The sequence below is a fragment of the Achromobacter colocynthidis genome (assembly GCF_057334535.1).
In genome coordinates, this window is sequence record NZ_JBHFIZ010000002.1 from 154,828 (window position 1) to 176,383 (window position 21,556).

The 21,556-nt window shown below is 64.4% G+C and carries 22 protein-coding genes and 1 pseudogene; 5 read left to right on the forward strand and 18 right to left on the reverse strand.

What is annotated here, in order from left to right:
• Window positions 1-7: 7 nt before the first annotated feature.
• Window positions 8-232 carry an HP1242/YdcH family protein gene (locus ACE04A_RS01075; protein WP_050448397.1) on the reverse strand — a complete coding sequence of 75 codons (225 nt, stop codon included), beginning with the start codon at window positions 230-232 and terminating at the stop codon, window positions 8-10.
• Between the two features lie 251 nt (window positions 233-483).
• Between ACE04A_RS01075 and ACE04A_RS01080 the strand changes: the two genes are divergently transcribed.
• Window positions 484-1,632, forward strand: coding sequence for a sterol desaturase family protein (locus ACE04A_RS01080; protein WP_100854980.1), 1,149 nt, complete (start codon window positions 484-486; stop codon window positions 1,630-1,632).
• A 13-nt stretch (window positions 1,633-1,645) separates the two neighbouring features.
• Here the strand turns inward: ACE04A_RS01080 and ACE04A_RS01085 are convergent, their stop codons facing one another.
• From ACE04A_RS01085 to ACE04A_RS01110, 6 genes are all read right to left on the reverse strand, one after another.
• Entirely contained in the window at window positions 1,646-2,389 is a 744-nt protein-coding gene (locus ACE04A_RS01085; protein ID WP_448717796.1) for an anti-sigma factor, read from the reverse strand.
• Complete coding sequence (locus ACE04A_RS01090) at window positions 2,386-2,955, reverse strand: sigma-70 family RNA polymerase sigma factor (RefSeq protein ID WP_050448395.1); 570 nt, start codon at window positions 2,953-2,955, stop codon at window positions 2,386-2,388. The genes ACE04A_RS01085 and ACE04A_RS01090 overlap by 4 nt, the downstream gene beginning before the upstream one ends.
• Before the next feature lie 120 nt (window positions 2,956-3,075).
• Window positions 3,076-3,639 (reverse strand): DUF3455 domain-containing protein, encoded by a 564-nt coding sequence (locus ACE04A_RS01095; RefSeq protein ID WP_259249326.1) that lies wholly within the window; start codon window positions 3,637-3,639, stop codon window positions 3,076-3,078.
• A 140-nt stretch (window positions 3,640-3,779) separates the two neighbouring features.
• Window positions 3,780-4,406, reverse strand: coding sequence for an isochorismate family cysteine hydrolase YcaC (gene ycaC / locus ACE04A_RS01100; protein WP_259249325.1), 627 nt, complete (start codon window positions 4,404-4,406; stop codon window positions 3,780-3,782).
• 117 nt (window positions 4,407-4,523) lie between these two features.
• A complete protein-coding gene (locus tag ACE04A_RS01105; protein ID WP_259249324.1) occupies window positions 4,524-5,516 on the reverse strand; it encodes a LysR substrate-binding domain-containing protein in 993 nt (330 codons plus the stop codon).
• A 101-nt stretch (window positions 5,517-5,617) separates the two neighbouring features.
• Window positions 5,618-6,628, reverse strand: coding sequence for an AraC family transcriptional regulator (locus tag ACE04A_RS01110; protein WP_259249323.1), 1,011 nt, complete (start codon window positions 6,626-6,628; stop codon window positions 5,618-5,620).
• Between the two features lie 319 nt (window positions 6,629-6,947).
• On the opposite strand from ACE04A_RS01110, the gene ACE04A_RS01115 reads away from it, so the two are divergent.
• The 3 genes and pseudogenes from ACE04A_RS01115 to ACE04A_RS01125 all read left to right on the forward strand — a co-directional run.
• A complete protein-coding gene (locus ACE04A_RS01115) occupies window positions 6,948-7,994 on the forward strand; it encodes an aldo/keto reductase (protein WP_485819796.1) in 1,047 nt (348 codons plus the stop codon).
• A gap of 124 nt (window positions 7,995-8,118) precedes the next feature.
• Complete coding sequence (locus ACE04A_RS01120; RefSeq protein WP_485819797.1) at window positions 8,119-9,348, forward strand: SMI1/KNR4 family protein; 1,230 nt, start codon at window positions 8,119-8,121, stop codon at window positions 9,346-9,348.
• A 144-nt stretch (window positions 9,349-9,492) separates the two neighbouring features.
• Window positions 9,493-10,230, forward strand: a pseudogene (locus tag ACE04A_RS01125) (YoaK family protein); the annotation flags it as partial.
• Between the two features lie 31 nt (window positions 10,231-10,261).
• Here the strand turns inward: ACE04A_RS01125 and ACE04A_RS01130 are convergent.
• The 5 genes from ACE04A_RS01130 to ACE04A_RS01150 form a co-directional block, all read right to left on the reverse strand.
• Entirely contained in the window at window positions 10,262-11,074 is an 813-nt protein-coding gene (locus ACE04A_RS01130; protein ID WP_448717802.1) for a hypothetical protein, read from the reverse strand.
• Between the two features lie 10 nt (window positions 11,075-11,084).
• Entirely contained in the window at window positions 11,085-11,795 is a 711-nt protein-coding gene (locus ACE04A_RS01135) for a tetratricopeptide repeat protein (RefSeq protein ID WP_448717803.1), read from the reverse strand.
• A 213-nt stretch (window positions 11,796-12,008) separates the two neighbouring features.
• Window positions 12,009-12,557, reverse strand: a complete 549-nt coding sequence (locus ACE04A_RS01140; protein WP_448717804.1) for a fasciclin domain-containing protein — start codon at window positions 12,555-12,557, stop codon at window positions 12,009-12,011.
• An 86-nt stretch (window positions 12,558-12,643) separates the two neighbouring features.
• Complete coding sequence (locus ACE04A_RS01145) at window positions 12,644-13,342, reverse strand: anti-sigma factor (RefSeq protein WP_448717805.1); 699 nt, start codon at window positions 13,340-13,342, stop codon at window positions 12,644-12,646.
• Complete coding sequence (locus tag ACE04A_RS01150) at window positions 13,339-13,884, reverse strand: sigma-70 family RNA polymerase sigma factor (RefSeq protein ID WP_438859785.1); 546 nt, start codon at window positions 13,882-13,884, stop codon at window positions 13,339-13,341. The genes ACE04A_RS01145 and ACE04A_RS01150 overlap by 4 nt, the downstream gene beginning before the upstream one ends.
• A gap of 236 nt (window positions 13,885-14,120) precedes the next feature.
• Here ACE04A_RS01150 and ACE04A_RS01155 point away from each other — a divergent pair, with 236 nt between their 5' ends.
• On the forward strand, window positions 14,121-14,783 hold the full coding sequence (locus ACE04A_RS01155; RefSeq protein ID WP_259249316.1) for a thiopurine S-methyltransferase: 663 nt from the start codon (window positions 14,121-14,123) through the stop codon (window positions 14,781-14,783).
• Between the two features lie 48 nt (window positions 14,784-14,831).
• Here ACE04A_RS01155 and ACE04A_RS01160 read toward each other — a convergent pair whose 3' ends face one another.
• The 6 genes from ACE04A_RS01160 to ACE04A_RS01185 form a co-directional block, all read right to left on the reverse strand.
• Window positions 14,832-15,599 (reverse strand): SDR family oxidoreductase, encoded by a 768-nt coding sequence (locus ACE04A_RS01160; RefSeq protein WP_259249315.1) that lies wholly within the window; start codon window positions 15,597-15,599, stop codon window positions 14,832-14,834.
• A gap of 8 nt (window positions 15,600-15,607) precedes the next feature.
• On the reverse strand, window positions 15,608-16,603 hold the full coding sequence (locus ACE04A_RS01165; protein ID WP_485819798.1) for an NAD(P)H-quinone oxidoreductase: 996 nt from the start codon (window positions 16,601-16,603) through the stop codon (window positions 15,608-15,610).
• Between the two features lie 18 nt (window positions 16,604-16,621).
• Window positions 16,622-17,326: an ABC transporter ATP-binding protein gene (locus tag ACE04A_RS01170; protein WP_100854995.1), complete on the reverse strand. Its 705-nt coding sequence runs from the start codon at window positions 17,324-17,326 to the stop codon at window positions 16,622-16,624.
• Window positions 17,319-19,100, reverse strand: a complete 1,782-nt coding sequence (locus tag ACE04A_RS01175) for a branched-chain amino acid ABC transporter ATP-binding protein/permease (RefSeq protein ID WP_100854996.1) — start codon at window positions 19,098-19,100, stop codon at window positions 17,319-17,321. The genes ACE04A_RS01170 and ACE04A_RS01175 overlap by 8 nt, the downstream gene beginning before the upstream one ends.
• Window positions 19,101-19,122: 22 nt before the next feature.
• Entirely contained in the window at window positions 19,123-19,989 is an 867-nt protein-coding gene (locus ACE04A_RS01180; RefSeq protein ID WP_100854997.1) for a branched-chain amino acid ABC transporter permease, read from the reverse strand.
• A 121-nt stretch (window positions 19,990-20,110) separates the two neighbouring features.
• Complete coding sequence (locus ACE04A_RS01185; protein WP_100854998.1) at window positions 20,111-21,310, reverse strand: ABC transporter substrate-binding protein; 1,200 nt, start codon at window positions 21,308-21,310, stop codon at window positions 20,111-20,113.
• Window positions 21,311-21,556 lie beyond the last annotated feature (246 nt).

A 21,556-nucleotide genomic window follows, 5' to 3' on the forward strand; every position in this document is an offset into this window, starting at 1 on the left:
CTGGGGCTTAGCCGGTGTTCTGGTCGGCCGCCCTTAGCAGGCCGTAGAGCTTGTCCTTGAGCAGCAGTTTTTCTTTTTTCAGCACCTCGATGTGGGCGCTTGAGGACGGCACCTTGCCGTCCTCCATATTTTGGATTTCCTGGTCCAGGTCGTTGTGACGCTGGAACAGGGCCGAGAAATGCGCGTTCTCGGATTTCAGCTGCGTAATGAGTTGGCGATATTCAGGGAACATTAGGGCCTCTCTCTTGGGAACCCGTTGACGGGACCGGCACGCGCCAAGCGCGGCGAGCGTCGGCGTCCCCATGACACGCCAACGACTGTTCATTGTCAACCCGCCCCCTGCCAGGGCGGGGCAAGCGGGTTGAGCGCGCGCAAGGGCAATGCGACCGTGCGCTGAATTTGTCGTTGATATTCACGTTTGATTACATGACCGGGGTTGCGCGGGGATACACTCTGGCCCCCGTGGTCAGTCATATCGCAGACATGAAACAGCGCGCCTCCGGTGTTCGGCAAGTTCTAGATCTTTTCAGTAAGGACGGGCGCATCAACCCGGGCACCGGCATGATCAGCGGCGTGATTGCGCTGTTCCTGGCCATTCTGGCCGTGCTGGGGGTGCTGGCTTTTCACTTTCCCGCCTATCTCACCACGCCGGAACTGCGCGCCTTCTACTCCGTGGAAGCGATGCGCACGCTGCTGTTTTCCGCGCTGCTGGTGTCGGGCTCCATTGCGCTTGCCAATACCGTGCTGGGGCGTCAGCGCTGGCTGAACATCTCGGCCTTCGCGCTGGTTTGCTGCGCGGTGGCGGCGGGCGGCAGCCAAGTGGTGGTGACGTCGTCCAACACCGGCAACCACCCGTACCTGGGCCTGGACTGGTTCATCCTGGACCTGCTGGCGTCCAGCATGGTCTTCATCATTGTCGAGAAGCTGACGCCGCTGTATCCCGGCCAGCCCGTGTTTCGCGGGGAATGGCAGGTGGACATGAAGCATTTCCTGTTCAATCACCTGTCGGTGGGCGCGGTGCTGCTGTGCATCAACTTTTTCATCCACCGGCTGTTTTCCTGGGCGGCGTATGAGCCCTTGCAGGCGGCCATCCAGTCGATGCCTTATGTGCTGGAACTGTTCGTGGCGGTGCTGGTGGCGGACCTGGCGCAGTACGCGGCGCATCGCGTCTATCACGAGGTGCCGTTCATGTGGCGCTTTCATGCGGTGCATCACAGCACGCGCACGCTGGACTGGCTGGCCGGTTCGCGCCTGCACATCGTTGAACTGCTGATCACGCGCGTGGCCGTATTGGGCGTGCTGTTCGTGCTGGGGTTTTCGAAGGCGGTGCTGGACGCCTACATCATCATCGTCGGGTTCCAGGCTGTATTGATCCATTCCAACGTGAAGCTGCCGTGGGGCTGGCTGCGCTACATCATCGTGACGCCGGATTTCCATCACTGGCATCACTCGTCAGACACCGAAGCCATCGACAAGAACTACGCCGCGCACTTCTCGTTCATTGATTACGCCTTTGGCACCGCCGTGCGCGGCGTGGGCAAGCGCTTGCCCGAGAACTACGGGATTCTGGACAACGACATGCCGGGGACGTTCCTGGCGCAGCAGGTGTATCCCTTCGCGCGCAAGCGCTAGAGGTCTCTGCCCGCTACAGCATCTTGACCGCGCGCCCGATGAATTGAATCGGGCCGGTGGGCTTGCCGATGGGCGAGCCGGTCTTGGGTTCAAGCGTCAGCTCGAAAAGCTGGTTGGGTTCCAGCGGCGGCAGCTTGTCCAGCGGGATCAGGACCGGTTCGCCGGGCTTGACCAGGCCCAGCGATACGGGGCCGGCCCAGCCGTCGGCCTTGGTCCAGAATTCCAGCGCACGATCCGGCGGCACTTCCGTTGCGGTGATCGGCACCAGTTGCACGGCGCTTTGGCCGGCCTGCGCCTGCACCACCCAGCCGGGCGCCTGCGATTGCGGCGCCACCAACACCACCACGTACTGCGGCGCATCGGGCGTGGCCACCGGGCGTAGCGCCAGCGTGCTGCCCAGGATCAGCACCGCCGCCATGCCGCCCACGGCCAGGCTGCGCCAGAAGGCCAGGCTGTCCCAGAGCCCGGGCTTGGGCGCGCTGCTCGACTTGAGGCCGACAGCGGGCCGCGCCTGCGCCTGTGCCGAATCCAGTGTGCGGGTAATGCGAGGCCAAAGGCTGGTGGATGGTTCGATCGGTTCGGACAGGTTCGTCAAAGGCAAGAGCCGGGCTTCCCAACGTGCAACCGCCGCGCGCAGGTCGGCGTCGTGCGTCATGCGCGCTTGCGCGTCGCGGCGTTGGGTGGCCGACAAGGTGCCCAGCACATATTCGCCGGCGAGCTCGTCGATGTCGTCGTGGGAGGAGTGCGGAGCGCTCATGCCAGGCACTCCTTAAGCGCTTGCAGGCTGCGCTTGATCCAGGCCTTGACGGTGCCCAGCGGCGCGCCCAGTCGCTGGGCGATTTCGCTGTGCGTCAGCCCCTCTACGTAGGCATGCAGCACGCAGTTGCGGCGTACCGGTTCCAGTTCTTCCAGGCAGGGGCCGATGCGTCCGGCGCTGGCGCGCCAGTCGAAGGCGTCACGGGTGTCGTGCCAGGCTTCGATGGCGTCGCGCGCGTCCAGGGCGGCGGCCGCGTCGTCGTCAACGTCGGTTTCGCGGGCGGTGTCGCGCAGCGCATTCAACGCCAGATTGCGGGTGATGCTGTAGACCCAGCCGCGTCCCGATCCGCGCGATGCGTCGAACGTGTCGGCCTGGTTCCAGATCTTGACGAAGGCGTCATGCACGATGTCCTCTGCCCAAGCGCGATCGCGCAGGAGTCGTTGGGCCACGCCCAGCAGGCGCGGGCCTTCTTGCCGATACAGCGCTTCCAGCGCGGGCCGGCGACCCGCCGCGCACGCCTGCAGGGCAGCTTCGTAATCGAAATCCGGGGTCAGGCGGTTCGGCATGCGAGAGCAGGGACGGTAAGGGAGCGGCCGCGCGAATCCGCCATGCGCGGTTGAAGGTTGCGCCATCTTACCGGACTCTCCCACCGCTGGCCCGCCGATGGGGGCGGCGGGCCGGCGGGCTTAGTTCGCCTTCCAGAAAATGTAGTCAGCTTGGTACTTCACCACGCTTTTCTGGCCCAGCATCGCCGTGGTGCAAGGCGTCTTCGGCGCCACGCCGCCCTTGAGCGCGACGCGCTGGATGTAGGTCACGCCCGTCATCGCGCCCGCGCCCATGGCCGGATTCGCCTGCACCAGTTGGTAGGGGATGTTGCCGTCGCCGGCGGGCGCCACGGCCAGTTGCTTGCCGGTGACTTTCGAGCCGTCCATGGCTTCCCAGGTGGCGGGCGGGCCGTAGTATTTGCCGACTTGCTTGCCCATGCGGTCATTCAGCGCGGCGTTGGGACCGGCGAACACCCATTCGGCCTGGTCTTTCATGTCGGCCTTGGCGCGGCATTCGTAGGTGATTTCGCCCACGCCCACGGTTTCCCAGGCCACCTTGTTGCCGGCCGGCACCTGGATGCTGGCGGGCAGGTTGGCTTGGGAATAGGCCATGGATTTGGAACTCATCGAGCCGCAGGCGGCCAGGAGCGACACGGCGAACAGGCCGGTAACGACGGGGATGCGGTGCGAACGTTGGGTCTTCATGAGCGGTCTCCAGCGACGTGAAAGGTCTGTAGACGACGCGCACCATGCGCGCCGGTACAGGTACTACACGCGGGAGGCCGAATTGGATGCAGGCCGGATGCAAATATTTCTGCATCCGGCCTGCGGGGGAAAAGCGCGGCTTAGTTGGCCTTGCGGTTGGCCGAGTACGACGCCATCAAGTTGCGGTAATCAGGAATGTGGTTGGCGAAGAGGGTGCCCAGGCCTTCCACGTCGTTGCGCCAGTCGCGATGCAGTTCGCAGGCTACGCCGAACCACGACATCAGTTGCGCGCCGGCTTGTTCCATGCGGCTCCAGGCGGCGTTGCGGGTGACTTCGTTGAAGGTGCCCGATGCATCGGTCACGACGAACACGTCAAAGCCTTCTTCCAGCGCCGACAGGGCGGGGAAGGCGACGCACACTTCGGTGACCACGCCGGCGATGATCAGTTGCTTCTTGCCGGTGGCCTTGACGGCCTTGACGAAGTCTTCGTTATCCCAGGCGTTGATGTTGCCGGGGCGGGCGATGTAGGGGGCGGTGGGGAATTTGTCTTTCAGTTCCTGGACCAGCGGGCCGTTGGGGCCGTCTTCGAAGCTGGTGGTCAGGATGGTGGGCAGCTTGAAATATTCGGCCAGGTCGGCCAGGGCCAGCACGTTGTTCTTGAATTGGTCCGGTTGAAAATCGCGCACCAGGGAAAGCAGGCCGGCCTGGTGGTCAACCAGCAGGACGGCGGCTTCGTTCTTGTCCAGTTTCACGTAGGGCTTGGTCATGATTTTTGCTCCGTTATGTCTTCAAGGTGGTGCGCGGTGTTGCGCGTTGAGTGCATGAACAGAATTCTAAATATCAGCCTATAACCCCGGTAGTCGGTCAAATTGCGCTTCAGCGTTCTATTTATCGGACGATTGGGTGGGCGATGGGAGGGAGATTGCGAGGGATTTGTGGCCGGTAATGCCATGGCGCTGCTGCGTATCGCATTCGCGCCGGGCCGTTTCACCATACTCCGCCGCCATGAAATCCAATAGTTCCCGTACCGCCGGCAGCAGGCCGCGCCGCGACGGGAAGACGGCATGGACGGCCCCGGGCTCGGGCACCCAGGGCGCGCCCACCGGCACCAGCGTGCCGGCGTCCAGTTCGTCGCGGATCATCATCAGCGGCAAGGCGGCTACTCCCACGCCGCGCAGGGTGGCTTGCTTAAGCGCCAGCATGTCGTCGGTGACCAGGCGCGGCGTGAAGGGCACGTTCAGTCGGGCGCCGTCGGGTCCGTCCAGCCGCCACTGGCATTCACGTTGCTCGGTGCCCAGCGCCAAGGTGGGCAATTGGGCGAATTGGGCCACATCGGCGTTGGGCGGCAGCGAGCGCGCCAGCGCGGGGCTGGCAACCAGGCTCTGGCAGCTCATGCCCAGGTGCTTCATCACCAGGTCGCTGCTTTCCATGGGGCCGAAACGTACGCGCACGGCCAGGTCGAACCCTTCGCGCAGCACGTCCACCGAGCGTGAAAAGCTCTTCAGGTAGACGTGTACCTTGGGGCAGCGTTCCATGAAGCGCGCCACCACATCGCCCAGAAAGTAGTAGATGAGCGCGGGCGGCGCGCTCATGCGGATGGTGCCTTGCGGCTCGGCGTGCGTGCGGTCGATCACGTCTTGCGCGGCTTCGGCCCCGGCCAGCATCGACAGGCATTGGTCGAAATATTCCTGGCCCAGTTCGGTCACGGCAAAGCTGCGGGTGGAACGCTGGATCAGGCGTACGCCCAGCCGTTCCTCAAGCAGGGCGATGCGGCGGCTCAGGCGGGATTTGGGGATGTCCAGCGCGCGGCCGGCGGGTGCGAAGCCGCCGTTCTTGACCACCTGGACAAAATAATAGAGATCATTCAAGTCATGCATGACCGTTTCCGCGATTTCCGATTTCTAGACGTAGCGGCGAGCATATAACGGCGCCGGTGCGTGCCAGAAGACGGAAAGCGAATGGCCGCGCGGAAATCCTGTCAGGCGGCCGCGCCCAGCGATTCTTCTTTCCAGCGCTGCTTGTCGCGCAGCGGCGGGGTGCCGAACAAACGGCTGTATTCGCGGCTGAACTGCGATGAACTTTCATAGCCCACGGCATGCGCGGCCAGCGCCACGCCCGCGTCATCGCTCAGCATCAGGCGACGCGCTTCCTGCAAGCGCAGGTGCTTCTGGTATTGCAGCGGGCTCATGGCGGTGGCCTGCTTGAAATGGTGGTGCAAGGACGACACGCTCATGTGTACGTCGCGGGCGATTTCCTCCACGCGCAGCGGCTGGGCGTAGTTGTCGCGCAAAATGCGGATGGCCTTGGCCACGCGGTTCAACTGGCTGTCTTGCAGCACCGACTGGCGCAGCACCACGCCCTGGCCGTTCATCAACAACCGGTACAGCAGCTCGCGCTTGACCATGGGCGCCAGGATGGGGATGTCGCGCGGGCTGTCCAACAGGCGCAGCAAGCGCAGCACCACGTCCAGCAGCGAGCCGCCCAGCGGATTCACGCTCAGCGCGCGTGACGCTTCCGCGGGGACCAGCGGCGGCAGGTTCTCGTCGCTGATCAGCTCGGCGATTTCCTCGGGGTTCAGATCCAGCCGCAGGCCCAGGTAGGGCAGCGTCGGGCTGGCCACCGACACCTTGGCCACCACGGGCAGGTCCACTGAGGAAATCAGGTAATGGAAGGGGTCGTACTCAAAACTCTCATCGCCGATCAGCAGGCGCTTGGAACCCTGCGCGATGACCGCCAGCGCGGCTTTTTGCAAGCCCGGCTTGGCGCCGGTGGGCTGCGACAGCCGGTGCAGATAGAGGCCTTCGATGGGCGTGTCCAGCGATCCTTCCAGATCGCCCGTCATCCGGTCCAGCGTGCAAAGCAGCTCTCGACGGGCCGGTTCGTACGCGATGTCCAGAGAAGCGACGTTGACGGCATCGTCGGATCGATCGGTAGCGGATCGATCGGGGGCGGGGCGAACGGTACTGGACTGAGCGGTAGTAATAGGCATGGGAGCTCCGGAAGGCGCGCCGTCCGCGGGGTAAGCCGGCGGCGCCGCAGAGGGTAGGACGGTTTTCAGTGTATGCGTGGTCTTGCTGCGGTGCACAGCCCACTTTTTCGGTCTGGAGAAATGGGCAAAAAATCAGGAGGATCGGGCGCATGCCTGATTCTCCTAAGGGCGTGCCAGAGAATCAGGCAAAAAAAGGGCAGGATCAAGCAGCGTGCGCCGCCGCTAGTCGACGCATACTGTTCCCACCCCGGCAAGCAAGCGTCCGGCGTCCCATCCCGGGGCGCGTGGACCCCGCGACGCCGCTGACAGGAGCTCAACCATGCGATACAAGAAATTCGGCAGCACAGGCCTTTTCGTTTCGGAACTCTGCCTGGGCACCATGACCTTCGGCGGCGAGGGCGAGCTGTGGAGCAAGATCGGCAACCTGCAACAAGAAGACGCCAACCGGCTGGTGGGCCGGGCGTTGGAGGCGGGCGTCAACTTCATTGACACGGCGGATGTGTATTCGGAAGGCCGTTCCGAAATCATCACCGGCCAGGCGCTGCGCGATTTGAAAGTGGCGCGCGACGACGTGGTCATCGCCACGAAGGTGTTCGGCCCGACCGGCGCGGGCGTGAATGCGCGTGGCAATTCGCGCGTGCACATTCTGGATGGCGTGAAGAAGAGCCTGGCGCGCTTGCAGTTGGATCACATCGACCTCTATCAGATCCACGGCTTTGATCCGGCCACGCCTATCGAGGAAACCGTGCGTGCGCTGGATACCTTGGTCCAACACGGTCACGTGCGTTATGTGGGCGTGTCCAACTGGGCGGCCTGGCAAATCATGAAGGCGCTGGGCATTGCCGAACGCCTGGGGCTGGCGCGCTTTGAATCGCTACAGGCCTACTACACGATCGCGGGCCGCGACCTGGAACGCGAACTCGTGCCCATGCTGCAAAGCGAAGGTGTCGGGCTGATGGTGTGGAGCCCGCTGGCCGGTGGCTTGCTCAGTGGCAAGTACGGTCGCGGTGGCTCCGTTGAAGCCGGTAGCCGCCGCGCCGCCTTCGACTTCCCGCCCGTGGACCGCGACCGCGCCTACGACAGCATCGACGCGCTCAAGTCGGTGGCCGATGCGCGCGGCGTATCCGTCGCGCAAGTGGCGCTGGCGTGGCTGCTGCATCAGCAAGTGGTCACCAGCGTCATCATCGGCGCCAAGCGGGTGGACCAGTTGGACGACAACCTGGCGGCAACCGCCATCAAGTTGACGCAAGACGAGCTCGCAGCCTTGAACAAAGTCAGCGCGCTGCCGCCGGAGTATCCCGGCTGGATGCACGTGCGCCAGGGCGAGTTCCGCCGCCAGCAGTTGATGGAGTCTGGCGCGGTGTAAGCACGAGGGGGCAGGGCCGGGCCGGCGCGCGCGCGTCAACAATGATCGCCGGCCCGGCGGCAGCGCATGCGGATGGCGCGGGCGCTAGTAGAATCCTGGCAGCTTTAACGAATGAAGACGCCAGATGACCCACCCGTTTTCCCCCGACGATGTGCGCGTCTTGCGCGAACACGGTATTGCGCTGTTCGCCGACCGCGTGCTGATCGCGGTGCAACCGCCCTTGTCCGATGCGCGCATCGCGGAGATTGAATCCGCCTGCGCCGGCCCCTTGCCACAAGCCTTGCGCGACCTGTGGCGCCTGACCGCCGGCGGCGAACTGGCCTACGACTTGCACGCGCGGATGAACGGCAATGAAGAGGCCTTGAGCTGGGCCGAACTGTTCTACGACGGCAGCGACCACTATCGCGATCTGCAAGGCTGGATCGAACACGAACAAGAGTGCGCCGAAACCGCCGCCACCGAAGACGGCGAGACCTGGAACGGCACGCTGCGCTATCTGCCCATAGGCGGCTTTGAATACTGCGACCGCATCTACGTGGCGGTGGAACCTGGCCCTCGCGCCGGCAGCATCGTGGCGTGGAAGCAGGGCCTGCCCGGCTGGACGCATGCCTTGCAACAGGATGGCATTGCAACGATTGCGCCGGATCTGCACGCCGCCTTCGCCGCGCTGTGCCTGGAGACAGATCCGGAAGACGACCTGGATAGCCCCGGCGTGCGCTTACTGGAATATCTGGACGAACGGGTGTCGGATCACGGCATGCCGCAAGCGCTGGCCGATGCGCTCGTCGCGTTCTACCGGCGCGCGCGGGTGGATTGGCGTGGCCCGCTGGCGGCCGGCACGCTGATGCAATCGCCGCGGCTGGCTGGCCTGGCCTTGCAGCACGCCATCAGCAAGGATGACGCGGCGCTGGTGCGGCAATTGGCAGAGCAGGGCATGCGTTTCGACGAGCCCTTGCGTGGCAGCGCCACGCCGGTGGACGTGGCCTTGATGCAGCACGCTTGCGCCGCCGCCCCCGCCTTGTTGCAAGCGGGGGCGGCGGCCAGCCCGACGGCCATTCATCGCTTTGATCGCAAGCCTCCGGCGGAACTCGTCGAGCGGCTGCTGGCGCAAGGCGCCCAAGCCGATGCCCTGGGCGTGGCCCGCTGCGTGGCCTGCGGCGCACCCGAAGCCGCGCGCCGCGTCGCGGTAGCCTGCGGTGACGGGATTGCCGCCGCTTACGCAGAGGTCCGTGACGCCATGGCCAACAGCTACCAGGAGGACCTGCGCAAGGTGCGCGCGGGCAAATTGAGCCACTACCTGGGCGCGGACGGCCTGGCCGAACGCGTTGCCAATCTGCGGGAATTCTTGCTATGACGTTGCGGGTGTCTATCCAGCGTGGGTGATGCCCGCATTGCCCTCGTCCACGGCGCGTCGTCCCCGACTAGAATGTGCTTCGCGTTTCCGTGAGCGCTCTTGTTTTGAAGCGACGTTTCGACGGGACGTTTTGAAGGGAAAAGCGTGGCCATTCCGTATCTGCGCAGACTGACGGCGGTCAGCCGTAGCCCGCAAGCCAACAGGCATCTTGCCTACTTCCTGACCTTTACCGCCGGCGCGGTCAACGCGGGCGGTTTTTTGGCCGTGCAGCAATACACCTCGCACATGTCGGGCATCGTTTCCATGATGGCCGACCACATGGCGCTGGGCGGCCTGGTGGTGGTGTTGCAGGGGGTGGCGGCCTTGCTGTCGTTCCTGGCGGGGGCGGCCAGCTCCGCGTTCCTGATCAACTTCGGGCGGCGTTCCCACCTGGCCAGCGAATACGCCTTGCCGCTGCTGCTGGAAGCCGTGCTGCTACTGGTGTTTGGCCTATTGGGCGCCAACCTGGAAACGCTGCGCTGGTTCTATGTGCCCGGCACCGTGATGCTGCTGTGCTACATCATGGGCCTGCAAAACGCGATGATCACCAAGGTGTCGCGCTCCGAGATCCGCACGACGCACGTCACCGGCATGGTGACCGACATCGGCATCGAACTGGGCAAGCTGTTTTACTGGAACGTGGCCAAGAGCGACACGCAACACAAGCCGCCCGTGTTCGCCGACCGGGGCAAGCTGATTGTGCTGAGCCTGATGGTTACCCTGTTCTTCGCGGGGGGCGTGACTGGCGCGTACTCGTTCTTTCACTTCGGCTTCGGTTCCACCTGGCCGCTGGCGCTGCTGCTGACCTTGCTGGCCGCGGTGCCGGTCATGGACGACATCCGCAGCTTCATTCGCCGCGCCTAGCGCGGCGGCCTCACCGTTTGGCTTTGCGCGCGACGGCGTGGCCCAGGAAGACCTGCAGCGCGGCCAAGGTTTCGTAATGCAGCTTTTCCAGCCGGGCGTCCTTGGCCGGTTCCGTGATGGCGTAGCCCTTGGCGTCCAGGGGGTAGGGCTCACCCAGCAGGCGCGCCATGTCGACCTGGTAGTAGCTGGCGTCGCCATACGGCCGCTTGCCGTCGATCAGGGGCGCCGGCCAGAACTGATCTCCTTCGCGTAATACGGCTTCCAGTTGTTGCGGGCTTGCCTCGCGCCAGACGGCGGCGCGCAACAAAACCAGGTGTTCGGCGCGCAGCGTGAAGCCGCCTAGCGCGTCCATGCCGCTTTGCGGAAAGTCGAACGCTGCTTTCATCTCGGTCGGCAACGGGTAATGGCCGGGCGCGAGTTTTCCCACGGACGCCACGAAGTCGGGCAGCACGCGGCACACTTCGGCCAGGCGCCGGATGGCCAGCGCATCGTCCGACGTCTTCAACGCGCGGCGCGCGATGGCCAGTGTGTCGGGCCCGCCCAGCAGCGGCTGTTCGAAATCAATACCCGGCGCACCGGATTCGATCGGCATCCATTGCACACGCAGCAAGCGGATCAAAGCGGCGTGCTGGGACGAGATCGAAATGGCGCCGGGCGGCAGGGCGAACACTTGCCGAATGATTGGCTTGCGGTCGGTGGCGGCCAAGGCGCGCAAGGGCGCCATCATCAGCCCGCCCAAGCCCAAACGCAGGCCCACCCCCAGACCCACCCCCAAACTCCCACCCAGACCCAGGCTCTTCAGCAGCGCACGGCGTTTCATCATGACTACCGGATTACTTGCGCAGATCGGCCAGCGCCGACTCGGCCAGCGGGTAGCCCGGCTGGATTCGCAATGCGTCTTCGTAAGACAGGCGCGCGTCTGCCTGCCGACCCAGGCGCCGCAGCAAATTACCCTGATTGGTCAGAATCAACGCGCTGGCGGGTTTGGCGCGCACCGCTTTTTGGTAGGCAGCCAGCGCCTCGTCTTCGCGGTCCATGCCGTCCAGCAACGAGGCCTGCAGGTTGTAGCCGATGCTCCAGTCCGGAAAGCGATTCGTCAGCGCTTGGGTCGTGGCCAAGGCATTGGGCAAATCCCCGCGCTGCGCCTGCGCGCCGGCCTTGTTGACGTATGCCCACTTATGGTCCGGATTCAGCTTGATGGCCTCGTCGAACAGGTCTTGGGCGGCGGGCAGCTTGCCTTGCTGCGCTTGCAGCTTGCCCAGGAACAGCCGGACGTCGGCGTTGCGCGGATCTTGCTTGGCCATTTCTTCTGCCACGCGCTGCGCCTCCTGCGGATCGTTCGCGCGCAAGGCGGCCGAGATCCGCGTGTTCAGCGTTTGCATGGCGGGCGGCAGTTGCTTGATGCGGGTTTGCAGCGCCTCGTTTTCCGCGCGCAGTTCGGATTGGTACGCGTGGTCCAGTGGCGCGGCGGGTTGCGCATTGGCGGCCGACACGGCAAGGCCGATGCAGCAGGCAAGGGCCGGCCCGAGCAGGCAGGCAGGCACGCACACGGCGGCTCAGTGTTGCAAGCATGGCGGTCGATGGTTCCTTGAAAGAGGGATGTGCTGGCGTCAGGGCGGGGACGGATGCCTACGATACCGGAAGCGCGGCGCGCCGTAAAAAACAAAGGCGCCAAACGTAGAAAGTCCAACGCAAAAAGCCCGGCGCGCAGGCCGGGCTGGAACGCTGGCCCCGTGGGGCCGCTTTTAATCAAGCGATCAGTTCGGCATCAACACGGTGTCGATCACGTGGATCACGCCGTTGGACTGATAGACGTCATAGGTGCTGATGGTGGACACGCCGCCCTTTTCGTCCTTCAGGGTCAGGTTGTGCTTGCCGTTCATCATCACCCACAGTTTGCCGCCGCCGGCGGTCGTCAACTCGGTCTTGCCGCCGCCCTTCTTGATACGTGCTGCCAGCGCGTCGAAATCCATCTTGCCGGGCACCACGTGGTAGGTCAGGATCTTGGTCAGCGTGGCCTTGTTTTCCGGTTTGACCAGTGTATCCACGGTGCCCGCGGGCAGCTTGCCGAAGGCGGCGTTCGTCGGCGCGAACACCGTGAACGGGCCCTTGCCTTGCAGCGTATCCACCAGGCCCGCCGCCTTCACCGCCGCCACCAGCGTGGTGTGGTCCGCGGAATTCACCGCGTTGGCGACGATATTCTTGGCGGGCATCATCGGCTGGCCGCCCACCATGACGTCCGCCGCGAACGTGGGCGACAGGGTCAGGGCCGAGCAAGCGATGGCAATCGAGGCTAGCAATTTCATGACGATCTCCTTTTGTGTGGCCGTCATGAGGAGATACGTGGCAAGCCTGCGATTGGATGCGTGTTCAGCCTAAGGACTAACCCTGGTCAGATGACCTTGCCGCTCAAGACGACCGGGCCGGTGGGGATGCCGCCGGGCGCGCCGCCCGCCGGTTCCAGCGTAATGGCGACCGTGTCGCCCTGTTGCGGCAGCAGGCTGGGGGCCAGCACCGTGGTCTGGCCGGGCAGTACCAGGCCCAGCGAGCGCGGCGCCTGTCCGGGCGTGATGGACCACAATTCCAGCGCGCGGCCATCGGCCAGCGCCACCAGGTCTTGCATGGGCTGCACGGCCAGGCGGTTGTCCGGCAACGTATTCACGACCATGGCGCCGGGCGCCTTCTCGCCGGACAGCACGGCAACGGTGCGTACTTCGGTCGGTGTGGGGGCCGGCTTGAGCATCAGGAAGGCCAGCACCACCACGGCGGTCGCCAAGCCGGCCGACAAGGCGCGCCACCAGGACAGGCCACGCGGCGCGGAAGGCGTGCGCGTGGCGGCGGAGGTAGGTACAGACTTGGGCGCCGCTGCAATGCGGGCGGCAATTGCCTGCCAGACATGCGCGGGTGGCGTCTCGGGCGGCAGGGCCATCGCCAGCGGCAACAGCCGGTCTTCCCATTCAGTAACCGCGCGCCGCAGGCCGGCGTCATCGCGCATCAGGGTAATGAAGCGCTGCCGCGCACCCGCGCGCAAGCCACCCAGCACGTACTCGGCGGCCAGGCGGTCCTGCAGTTCGGGGTGGCGGTAATTCATTCCAGGCACCTTTTCAGCCGTTGCAAGCCACGGCGTATCCAGCTCTTGATCGTTCCCAGCGGCGTCTCCAGGCGGGCCGCGATATCGGGATGCGCCAGGTCATCAAAAAACGCCATGGCAATGGCAACCCGTTGCGGCCCTTCCAACTGGCCCATGCAGTCGGCCAGGCGGCGGCCGTCCTGGCTGGCTTCCAGACGGGCAAGCGGGCCGGGGCCGTCGTCGGCCATTGCCAGCGTCAGCGTGTCGTCCGGGTCCGGCACCACGACGTCGGGCCGCCTCAGGCGGTCGATGCAGCGGTTCCGGACGATGCGGGTCATCCACGTCATGGGTTGGCTCTGCTCGGCCTGGTATTGGCCGGCCTGGCGCCAGATCGATACGAAACACTCTTGCAGCACGTCTTCCGCGGCGGCCTGGTCTCTCAACATACGTCTGGCCAGGGCAAACAGATGCGGGGACGCAAGGCGATAAAGCTCAGCCAGTGCGGATTCGCGTTTTTCCGCGCACTGGACAAGCAGGGCCTGCAGGTGTTGAGCGTCGGGCATCGGTTCCTAAGAGGGAAGGGCGCGCTGGTGCAGAGCATACCGGGCCAGGGCGCCGGCGTCACTATTGAACGGGGCCCTGATCAGCGCACTACAATGCCCGGCACACTTGGCAGCGTCAGGCAAACCGGGAAACCCCGGCAAACTCGGCATGCCGCGTGCACACCCCCCCCGGGCCCCGGCTGGCCCGGACAAAAGCGTAGAGCTTGCAATCGACACACAGGAGGAGCAGACAGGACATGGACGCAGAATTCTGGTTGGAACGCTGGCGCGAAGGGCGCACGCACTTTCATCAGACCCGGATTACGCCGCTCTTGCAGAAGTACTGGCCCACGTTGGCCGTACCGCAGGGTGGACGGGTACTGGTGCCGCTGTGCGGCAAATCGCTGGACATGGTGTGGCTGGCGGCGCAGGGGCACTCGGTGCTGGGCATCGAGCTTTCCCAGCTTGCGGTGGAACAGTTCTTCACCGAAAACGAGCTGCGACCCGTCACGCATGAATCCGTCTACGGCAAGCACTACGTGGCGGGCAATATTGAAATCATCTGTGGCGACATCTTCAAGCTGGATTCGCAACTGCTGTCGCACTGCGTGGGCGCTTACGACCGCGCGGCGTTGGTCGCGCTGCCGGAAGACATGCGGGCAGACTACGTGCGTCACGTCTACGGGCAGCTATCGCCCGCCAGCCGGGGCCTGCTGATCACGCTGGACTATCCGCAGGAAGAGATGGCGGGGCCGCCATTCTCGGTGGTGGACAGCGAAGTGCAGGCCATCTTCACCGGGGTGGCCCCGGCCGTCATCATCGACCGCCGCGGCATCCTGGACAAGGAGCCCAAGTTCCAGAGCGCGGGCGTCAGCCGGCTGGATACCGTGGTGTACCGGCTGGGCGTGCAAGACGCCTGATCCCGGAACCCGGATGTGGCGGCGCGGTGCGAAGTGGGCGAAGGCCTTTCAGGTCATCAGCCAGCCGCCCGCCACATCCAGTACCTGGCCGGTAACGAAGCGGGCCTGATCGGACGCGAAGAACAGGCAGGCGTCGGCCACCTCTTCCGGGGTGCCCAGGCGGCGCAGCGCCGTCACCCGCGCCACGGCGTCGTTGATTTCCTGAGGCACGCTTTTCAGCAGCGGCGTACTGATGCGTCCGGGCGCCAGCCCATTGACCGTGACGTCGAACTCGCCCAGTTCGGCGGCCCAATGCCGGGTCAGGCCGATCAGCCCGGCCTTGGTGGCCGCGTAATGCGCCGCCACGATGTCGCAGTACGCCTTGCCCGCCACCGACGACATATTGATCACGCGCCCCTGGCGCTGCTTGACCATGTGCGGCGTGGCCAGGTGCGTCATGTAGAACACGCTGTTCAGGTTCACCGACACGACCTTATCCCATTCGCCCGGCGGCATCTCCCAGACCTTCAGCGCGCGGCCGTCGGTCTTGGGGGAAATGCCCACGTTGTTCACCAGGATTGTGGCCGCGCCCAGTTCGGCCGTGATGCGGTCGTAGGCGGCCTGGCACTGCTCGTAGTGCGCCACGTCGGCCGGCACGAACACCACGTCATGGCCGCGCTTTCTAAGCGCCTGTTCGTAGGCCGCGCCTGCCTGCGCATTGAAATCGATCAGCCCCACGCGCCCGCCTTCGGCCAGAAAGCCTTCGACGATGGCCGAGCCGATGCCGCCTACCGCGCCCGTCACGATGGCGACCTGGCCATCGAAGCGAGCCTTCATGTCTGCACTCATGCACCCACCTTCAACATGATCTTGCCGATGTGCTGGCTGCTTTCCATCAGGGCGTGCGCGCGGGGCGCATCCGCCAGCGGGAATACCTCGTGGATCAGCGGCAGGCATTGCCCTTGTTCCATCAGCGGCACCACCTTCGCGGCCAGCGCCTGGGCGATGCCGCCCTTGTCATCGTCCGAGCGCGGGCGCAGCGTGGATCCCGTGAATTGCAGCCGCTTGGTCATGATGGGCAGGGCATCGATGTCGGCCTTGCTGCCTTCCAGGAAAGCAATCTGCACCAGCCGCCCGTTCACGGCCAGCAGCTTGATGTTCTTGTTGATGTAAGACCCGCCCACCATGTCCAGAATGACGTCCACGCCCACGCCTTGGGTGGCCTGGCGCACCTCGGCTTCGAAGTCGGTGTCGCGATACAGCACGGCGTGATGCGCGCCGGCTTTCAGGCAGGCCTCGGCCTTGGCGGCGTTGCCCACGGTGGTCCAGACTTCGGCGCCAAACGCGCGCGCCAATTGAATGGCGGTCAGCCCGATGCCGCTGGAGCCGCCATGCACCAGGAATTTTTCGCCGGCCGCCAGGCGCGCGCGGTCGAACACATTGGTCCAGACCGTGAAGTAGTTTTCGGGAATGGCCGCGGCGGTCAGCAGGTCCATGCCGCGCGGCACGGGCAGGCAGTGGCGTTCGTCGGCCAGGCAATACTGGGCGTAGCCGCCACCGGGCGTCAGCGCGCAGACGGTGTCGCCCACCTTCCACGCGGTGACGTCGGGGCCGACGCCGATGATGGTGCCGGACACTTCCAGCCCCAGATACGGCGACGCGCCGGGCGGCGGCGGATACGAGCCCGAACGTTGCAGCACGTCGGGGCGGTTGACCCCGGCGTAGGCCACTTCGATCAGCACCTGCCGGCCGGTGGGGGCTTCCATGTCGCGTTGGGCAACCTGCATGCAATCAGGCGTGCCGCCCTTGCCATGGTCGATGAATGTGCAGCGTAGGGTCATAAGCGGAAGATCCTGGTTTCAATGGCCTAGATAGGCCTTCTTTACATGCGGGTCGCTAAGCAATTCGGCGCCCGTGCCGGTGCGCACGATGGCGCCGTTTTCCAGCACGTAGCCACGGTCGGCCAGGCGCAGGGTGCGGAATACGTTTTGCTCGACCAGCAGCACCGTCACGCCATGCGAGGTGACGTCGCGGATGATGTCGAACATCTGCTGCACCAGCAGGGGCGACAAGCCCAGCGACGGCTCGTCGAACACCAGCAGCTTCGGATCGGCCATCATGCCGCGCGCGATGGCCACCATCTGTTGTTCACCGCCCGACAATGACCCGGCGTACTGCGACAGGCGTTCTTTCACGCGCGGGAAAATGCGCAGCACCTCGTCCATCTTCTGCTGCACGATGGGGCGCGCGGCGCGCTTGTATGAACCCATCAGCAGGTTGTCTTTCACCGTGAAGTGGGGAAACAGTTGGCGGCCTTCTGGAATCATCGTGATGCCGGCGTCCACGATGTCGTAGGGGTTGTGGTTGGTGAGGTCGCGGCCTTCGAATTCCACCTTGCCTTGCAGCGTGGGAATGACGCCGCACAGCGTTTTCAGGGTGGTGGTCTTGCCCGCCCCGTTCGCGCCGATCAGGGTCACGATTTCGCCCGCGTTGACCTCGAAGTTCAAGCCGTTCAGCACTTGGCTCTTGCCATAGCCCGACGTCAGATTCGACACCTTAAGCATCCTGGTACTCCTTGCCCAAATACGCCTCGATGACGGCGGGGTTCTCGACCACGTCCTTCGGCGCGCCGCTGACCAGCACGCCACCTTCGTTCAGGACGATGATGCGGTCGGACAGTGCCATCGTGGCCTGCATCATGTGTTCGATCAGCAGCACCGACACGCCGGAATCGCGGATGCGCCGGATCATCTGGATGGACTTCTCGATGTCGGTCGGGTTCAGCCCAGCCATCACTTCGTCCAGCAGCAGGATGCGCGGCTTGATGGCCAGCGCGCGGGCGATTTCCAGACGCTTCATGCCGCCCACCGTCAGGCTGCGCGCCTCGGTGTTCAGGTACTTGGTCAAGTCCGTCTGCTCGGCCACCTTCAGCGCAATCTGCTCGGCCTCATCACGGTTCGACGTGCGGATGAACGCGCCCAGCATGATGTTTTCCAACACCGTCAAGCCAGTGAAAGGCTTGGCGATCTGGAACGTGCGGCCCAGCCCCTTGTGTGCGAACTCGTCCGGCGTCTTGCACGTGACCCAGTTGCCGTCCGCGTCCAGCATCGAAATATCGCCCTTGTCTGGCGACAGAAATCCGGACAGCAGGTTGAACACCGTGGTCTTGCCCGCGCCGTTCGGCCCGATCATGCCCAGGATTTCGTTCTGGTTCAGCGTCAGCGACACGTCGTTGGTGGCGCGCAGGCCGCCAAAGCTCTTGAACAGCTTGTCTGCCTTCAACACCGGCTGCTCGGAGCGGGTGGCGCTGTGCAGGCGCAGTTCGTCAGCCAATTGCCGCTTCTTGCGAGGCGTGCCCAGATACGGCAAGCGCGCCAGTCCGCGTTCGATGGCGGGGCCGAACGCTCCGGCCAGTCCGCGCGGAATGGTCAGCACCACGGCCACCAGGATCAGGCCGTAGATCAGCCCGTGCATGCCGTTGCCCACGCTGGACAACCAGCCGCGCGCCAGCTCCGCGATGGGCAGCACCAGGAAGGTGCCCGCGATGGGGCCGGCCACGGTGCCCAGGCCGCCGATAAGCGCGAACATGGCAACCTGGATCGACAGTTCCAACGAGAACGCCGAGCTAGGGTCCACGAAGGTCAGGTAGGTGATGTGGAAGGTGCCGATGATGCTGGTCAGCATGGCGGACACCACGGCCGCGATGATCTTCACCCGCACGGTATGGATGCCCACGGCCAGCGCGGCGTCTTCGCGTTCGCGGATGGCGATCAGGTAATGGCCCAGGCGTGACTTGCGTATCGCCCACGACACCCAGGTCACGAACAGGAACAGCCCGAACGCGATGATCACGTAGTTGAGCTTTTCGCGGAACACGATCCATGCCCAGCCGATATTCAACGGCAGGCTGATGCCGCTGGAGCCGCCCGTCCAGCTTTCCTCGTGGATGACCAGCAGGCGCACCACTTCAAGAATGGCGATGGTGGCCAGCGCGAAGAACGGGCCGCGCAGCCGCAAGGTGGGATAGCTGATCAGGATGGCCACGGCCGCCGAGATCGCCGCGCCCGCCAGCATGCCGATCCACGGCGAGATGCCGAAGTTCTGCGTCAGCAGCGTGGCGGTGTAGCCGCCGATGCCGTAGAACACTGCATGGCCCAGCGAAAGCTGGCCCGCATAGCCGCCCACGATATTCCACGCCACGGACAGCGAGGCGAAGACGAACAGCAAGACAAACAGGTTGGTCCAGAAAGGCGTGCCCATGACGACGGGCACGAGGAACATCACAATCAGCAGAATCAGGCTGACGTAGGCTTTGGGGCTTCGAAAGTCGGGAAACACGTCTCGCTCCTTGTGGCTCTGATCACTCTGTACCGACGCCGAACAGGCCGTTCGGTCGCAAGACAAGGATCAAGAGGAAGATCCCGAAATACACGACCTCTTTCAGGTCGGGGGCGATGTAATAACCGGCCAGCGTATCCACGATGCCGATGATCATGGAGCCGGCCACGGCGCCGTACAGGCTGCCCAGTCCGCCCAGCACCACGATCACGAAGGCCGTCAGCACGAAGTACGTGCCCACTGTCGGAAACACCGGATACTGCGGCGCCAGCAAGCCCGCCGCGATGCCGACAAACGCCGTGCCCAGGCCGAAGGCGATGGCGTAGACGTTGTTGACGTTCACGCCCATCAGCGTGGCGGCATAGCGATGCTGGGCCACCGCGCGCAGCGCACGGCCCAGATAGGTGCGATGCATGAACAGATGCAGCAATATCGCCAGGCTGATGCCAATGACGAAGGTGATCAGTTGGCCCGTCACCATCGAGAAATTGCCCACATCGATGGCGTTCGTGCCCAACTCCACCGGCGCGCGATACACGTTGGCGCCGAAGATCACCAGCGCCAGGTTCAGCAAGATGGTGGACACGCCCACCGTGGCGAAAATCTGGATGTGCTGGTCGGCGTTCAACAGCGGCTGGATGATGCCTTTTTGCGTCAGCGCGCCCAGCGCGAACAGAATCACCGCTACCGGCACCAGGCCCACATAAGGGTGGACGCCGAATTGCGCGGCAATCAAATAAACCAGGTACATGCCAACCATCAGGAACTCGCCATGCGCGAAGTTCACGACGCGCACGACGCCGAAGATCAACGTCAGCCCCAGGCTGATGATGGTGTATGCGCCGCCCAGCAACAGGCCGTTGATGACCAGTTGAATGAAAATATCCATGGTGCAACCTCTTAGAGCGGGACGCGGCCCCGGCGTGGCCGCTGTGAAGTCGGCCGCGCCGGGGCGCGACAATCCCGGGAAACGTCAGGCGCCCCCGAGCGCCTGATCACTGGCGTCGCGCTTACTTCTTGAAGATGGGCTTGCCAAGTGCGAGGTTGCTGGGCGCAATGGTGACGAGCTTGCCGTCCTGCCACTGCATGACGTAGAACGTCGACGCGTTGTTCTGGCCGTCTTCGCCGAAGTCGAACGCCCAGCCGTTGGCCGTTTGGCCGGCCGGCTTCTTGTAGGCCAGGACAGCTTCGCGGATCTTGTCCTTGTCGGTGGACTTGGCGTTGCCGATGGCTTCGAAGAAGGCCTTGGCGCCCACGTAGTTCGTCAGGCTGTGGCCGGACTGAGGGTCGCTCTTGTAGGTGGCTTTGTAGGCGGCCAGGAATTTATCCAGGCCCGGCGCGCCGGCCGGGTTGATGGACGATTGGGGAAAGTCCAGGTCGAACACGCCGTTCATGTCGGCGCCCACGGCCTTGGCCGTGTCGGCCAGGGAATAGCCGCCGCCCGCGCCAATCACGACCTTGGGCTTGAAGCCCGCCGCGCGTGCCTGGCTGAAGTACAGGATGGCGTCGTTCTGGTAGGCCGTTTGCAGCACGACGTCGACCTTGGCGCCCTTCAAGCGCAGGATCAACGACGACAAGTCCACCGTCTTGGCCGAATAGGGCAGTACTTCGGCCACGGTGTAACCCAGTTCCTGCGCGCGTTTTTTCTCGGTGGCCGCCACGTCGGTGCCATACGGCCCGTCTTCGTGGATGATGCCGATCTTGATGTCCTTGGGGTTCAGACCCATGCCCGGGGCGATGGTGTCATGCAGCGCGTTGACCACCGACACGCCGTACAGCGCCGTGTTGGGGTTGCTGCGGAACAGGTACTTGTAGCCGCGCGTGGTGATCTTGTGGGCGGTGGCGCCCAGTTCGAAATAGGGCACGCCGGCCAGTTCGGTCACGGGCGTGGCCGCGTACGAGATGCCCGAGGCGTAGCTGCCGAACACGCCCACCACGTTGGACGAGATCAGGCGCTTGGTTTCCGACACGGCTTGCGTCGGGTCCACGGCGTCCGCCTTGATGAGTTCGATCTTTTCTCCGTTGACGCCGCCCGCGGCGTTGATTTCGTTGACGGCAAGCTCCAGCCCGCGATAGCTCTCTTGTCCCAGAAGCGCAAGCGCGCCGCTGAACGGGAAGAGGGCGCCCACTTTCATGTCGGCCGCCGCGGTGCCGCTTGCCAGTGCGCCGCACACGCCCAGCGCCAAAATAATCTTGTTGAACTTGAACACTGTCTACGCTCCTTTGTCGGTATGGGATGCGGACTGTTTTGAGTGTTGTCCGTCTTTTTTAAATATATGATATATGTGCCGGCCAGGTACAAAAACCCCGAATTGGATTCTAGTGGGGGTCGCTTCAAGCCGAATCGGGGAATTCCCTAAAGCCGCATGAATAAAGCCTTAGCGGCCGATAGTATGGGAAATAAAGCGCAAAATTCCGTCAGGCGGACGGTGCCGTTCCGGGGGGGGGGGGGCGCG

Bases quoted from the DNA above. Each gene is read 5' to 3' on its own strand.
- ACE04A_RS01150 (WP_438859785.1), bottom strand. From the start codon at position 13,884: ATGCCCGACGCTCAACACCTGCAGGCCCTGCTTGTCCAGTGCGCGGAA.
- ACE04A_RS01090 (WP_050448395.1), bottom strand. From the start codon at position 2,955: ATGCCGAACCGCCTGACCCCGGATTTCGATTACGAAGCTGCCCTGCAG.
- ACE04A_RS01075 (WP_050448397.1), bottom strand. From the start codon at position 232: ATGTTCCCTGAATATCGCCAACTCATTACGCAGCTGAAATCCGAGAAC.
- ACE04A_RS01105 (WP_259249324.1), bottom strand. From the start codon at position 5,516: ATGCATGACTTGAATGATCTCTATTATTTTGTCCAGGTGGTCAAGAAC.
- ACE04A_RS01080 (WP_100854980.1), top strand. From the start codon at position 484: ATGAAACAGCGCGCCTCCGGTGTTCGGCAAGTTCTAGATCTTTTCAGT.
- ACE04A_RS01165 (WP_485819798.1), bottom strand. From the start codon at position 16,603: ATGACCCTACGCTGCACATTCATCGACCATGGCAAGGGCGGCACGCCT.
- ACE04A_RS01160 (WP_259249315.1), bottom strand. From the start codon at position 15,599: ATGAAGGCTCGCTTCGATGGCCAGGTCGCCATCGTGACGGGCGCGGTA.
- ycaC (WP_259249325.1), bottom strand. From the start codon at position 4,406: ATGACCAAGCCCTACGTGAAACTGGACAAGAACGAAGCCGCCGTCCTG.
- ACE04A_RS01180 (WP_100854997.1), bottom strand. From the start codon at position 19,989: ATGGATATTTTCATTCAACTGGTCATCAACGGCCTGTTGCTGGGCGGC.
- ACE04A_RS01110 (WP_259249323.1), bottom strand. From the start codon at position 6,628: ATGCCTATTACTACCGCTCAGTCCAGTACCGTTCGCCCCGCCCCCGAT.
- ACE04A_RS01095 (WP_259249326.1), bottom strand. From the start codon at position 3,639: ATGAAGACCCAACGTTCGCACCGCATCCCCGTCGTTACCGGCCTGTTC.
- ACE04A_RS01155 (WP_259249316.1), top strand. From the start codon at position 14,121: ATGGACGCAGAATTCTGGTTGGAACGCTGGCGCGAAGGGCGCACGCAC.
- ACE04A_RS01120 (WP_485819797.1), top strand. From the start codon at position 8,119: ATGACCCACCCGTTTTCCCCCGACGATGTGCGCGTCTTGCGCGAACAC.
- ACE04A_RS01115 (WP_485819796.1), top strand. From the start codon at position 6,948: ATGCGATACAAGAAATTCGGCAGCACAGGCCTTTTCGTTTCGGAACTC.
- ACE04A_RS01140 (WP_448717804.1), bottom strand. From the start codon at position 12,557: ATGAAATTGCTAGCCTCGATTGCCATCGCTTGCTCGGCCCTGACCCTG.
- ACE04A_RS01085 (WP_448717796.1), bottom strand. From the start codon at position 2,389: ATGAGCGCTCCGCACTCCTCCCACGACGACATCGACGAGCTCGCCGGC.
- ACE04A_RS01130 (WP_448717802.1), bottom strand. From the start codon at position 11,074: ATGATGAAACGCCGTGCGCTGCTGAAGAGCCTGGGTCTGGGTGGGAGT.
- ACE04A_RS01170 (WP_100854995.1), bottom strand. From the start codon at position 17,326: ATGCTTAAGGTGTCGAATCTGACGTCGGGCTATGGCAAGAGCCAAGTG.
- ACE04A_RS01145 (WP_448717805.1), bottom strand. From the start codon at position 13,342: ATGAATTACCGCCACCCCGAACTGCAGGACCGCCTGGCCGCCGAGTAC.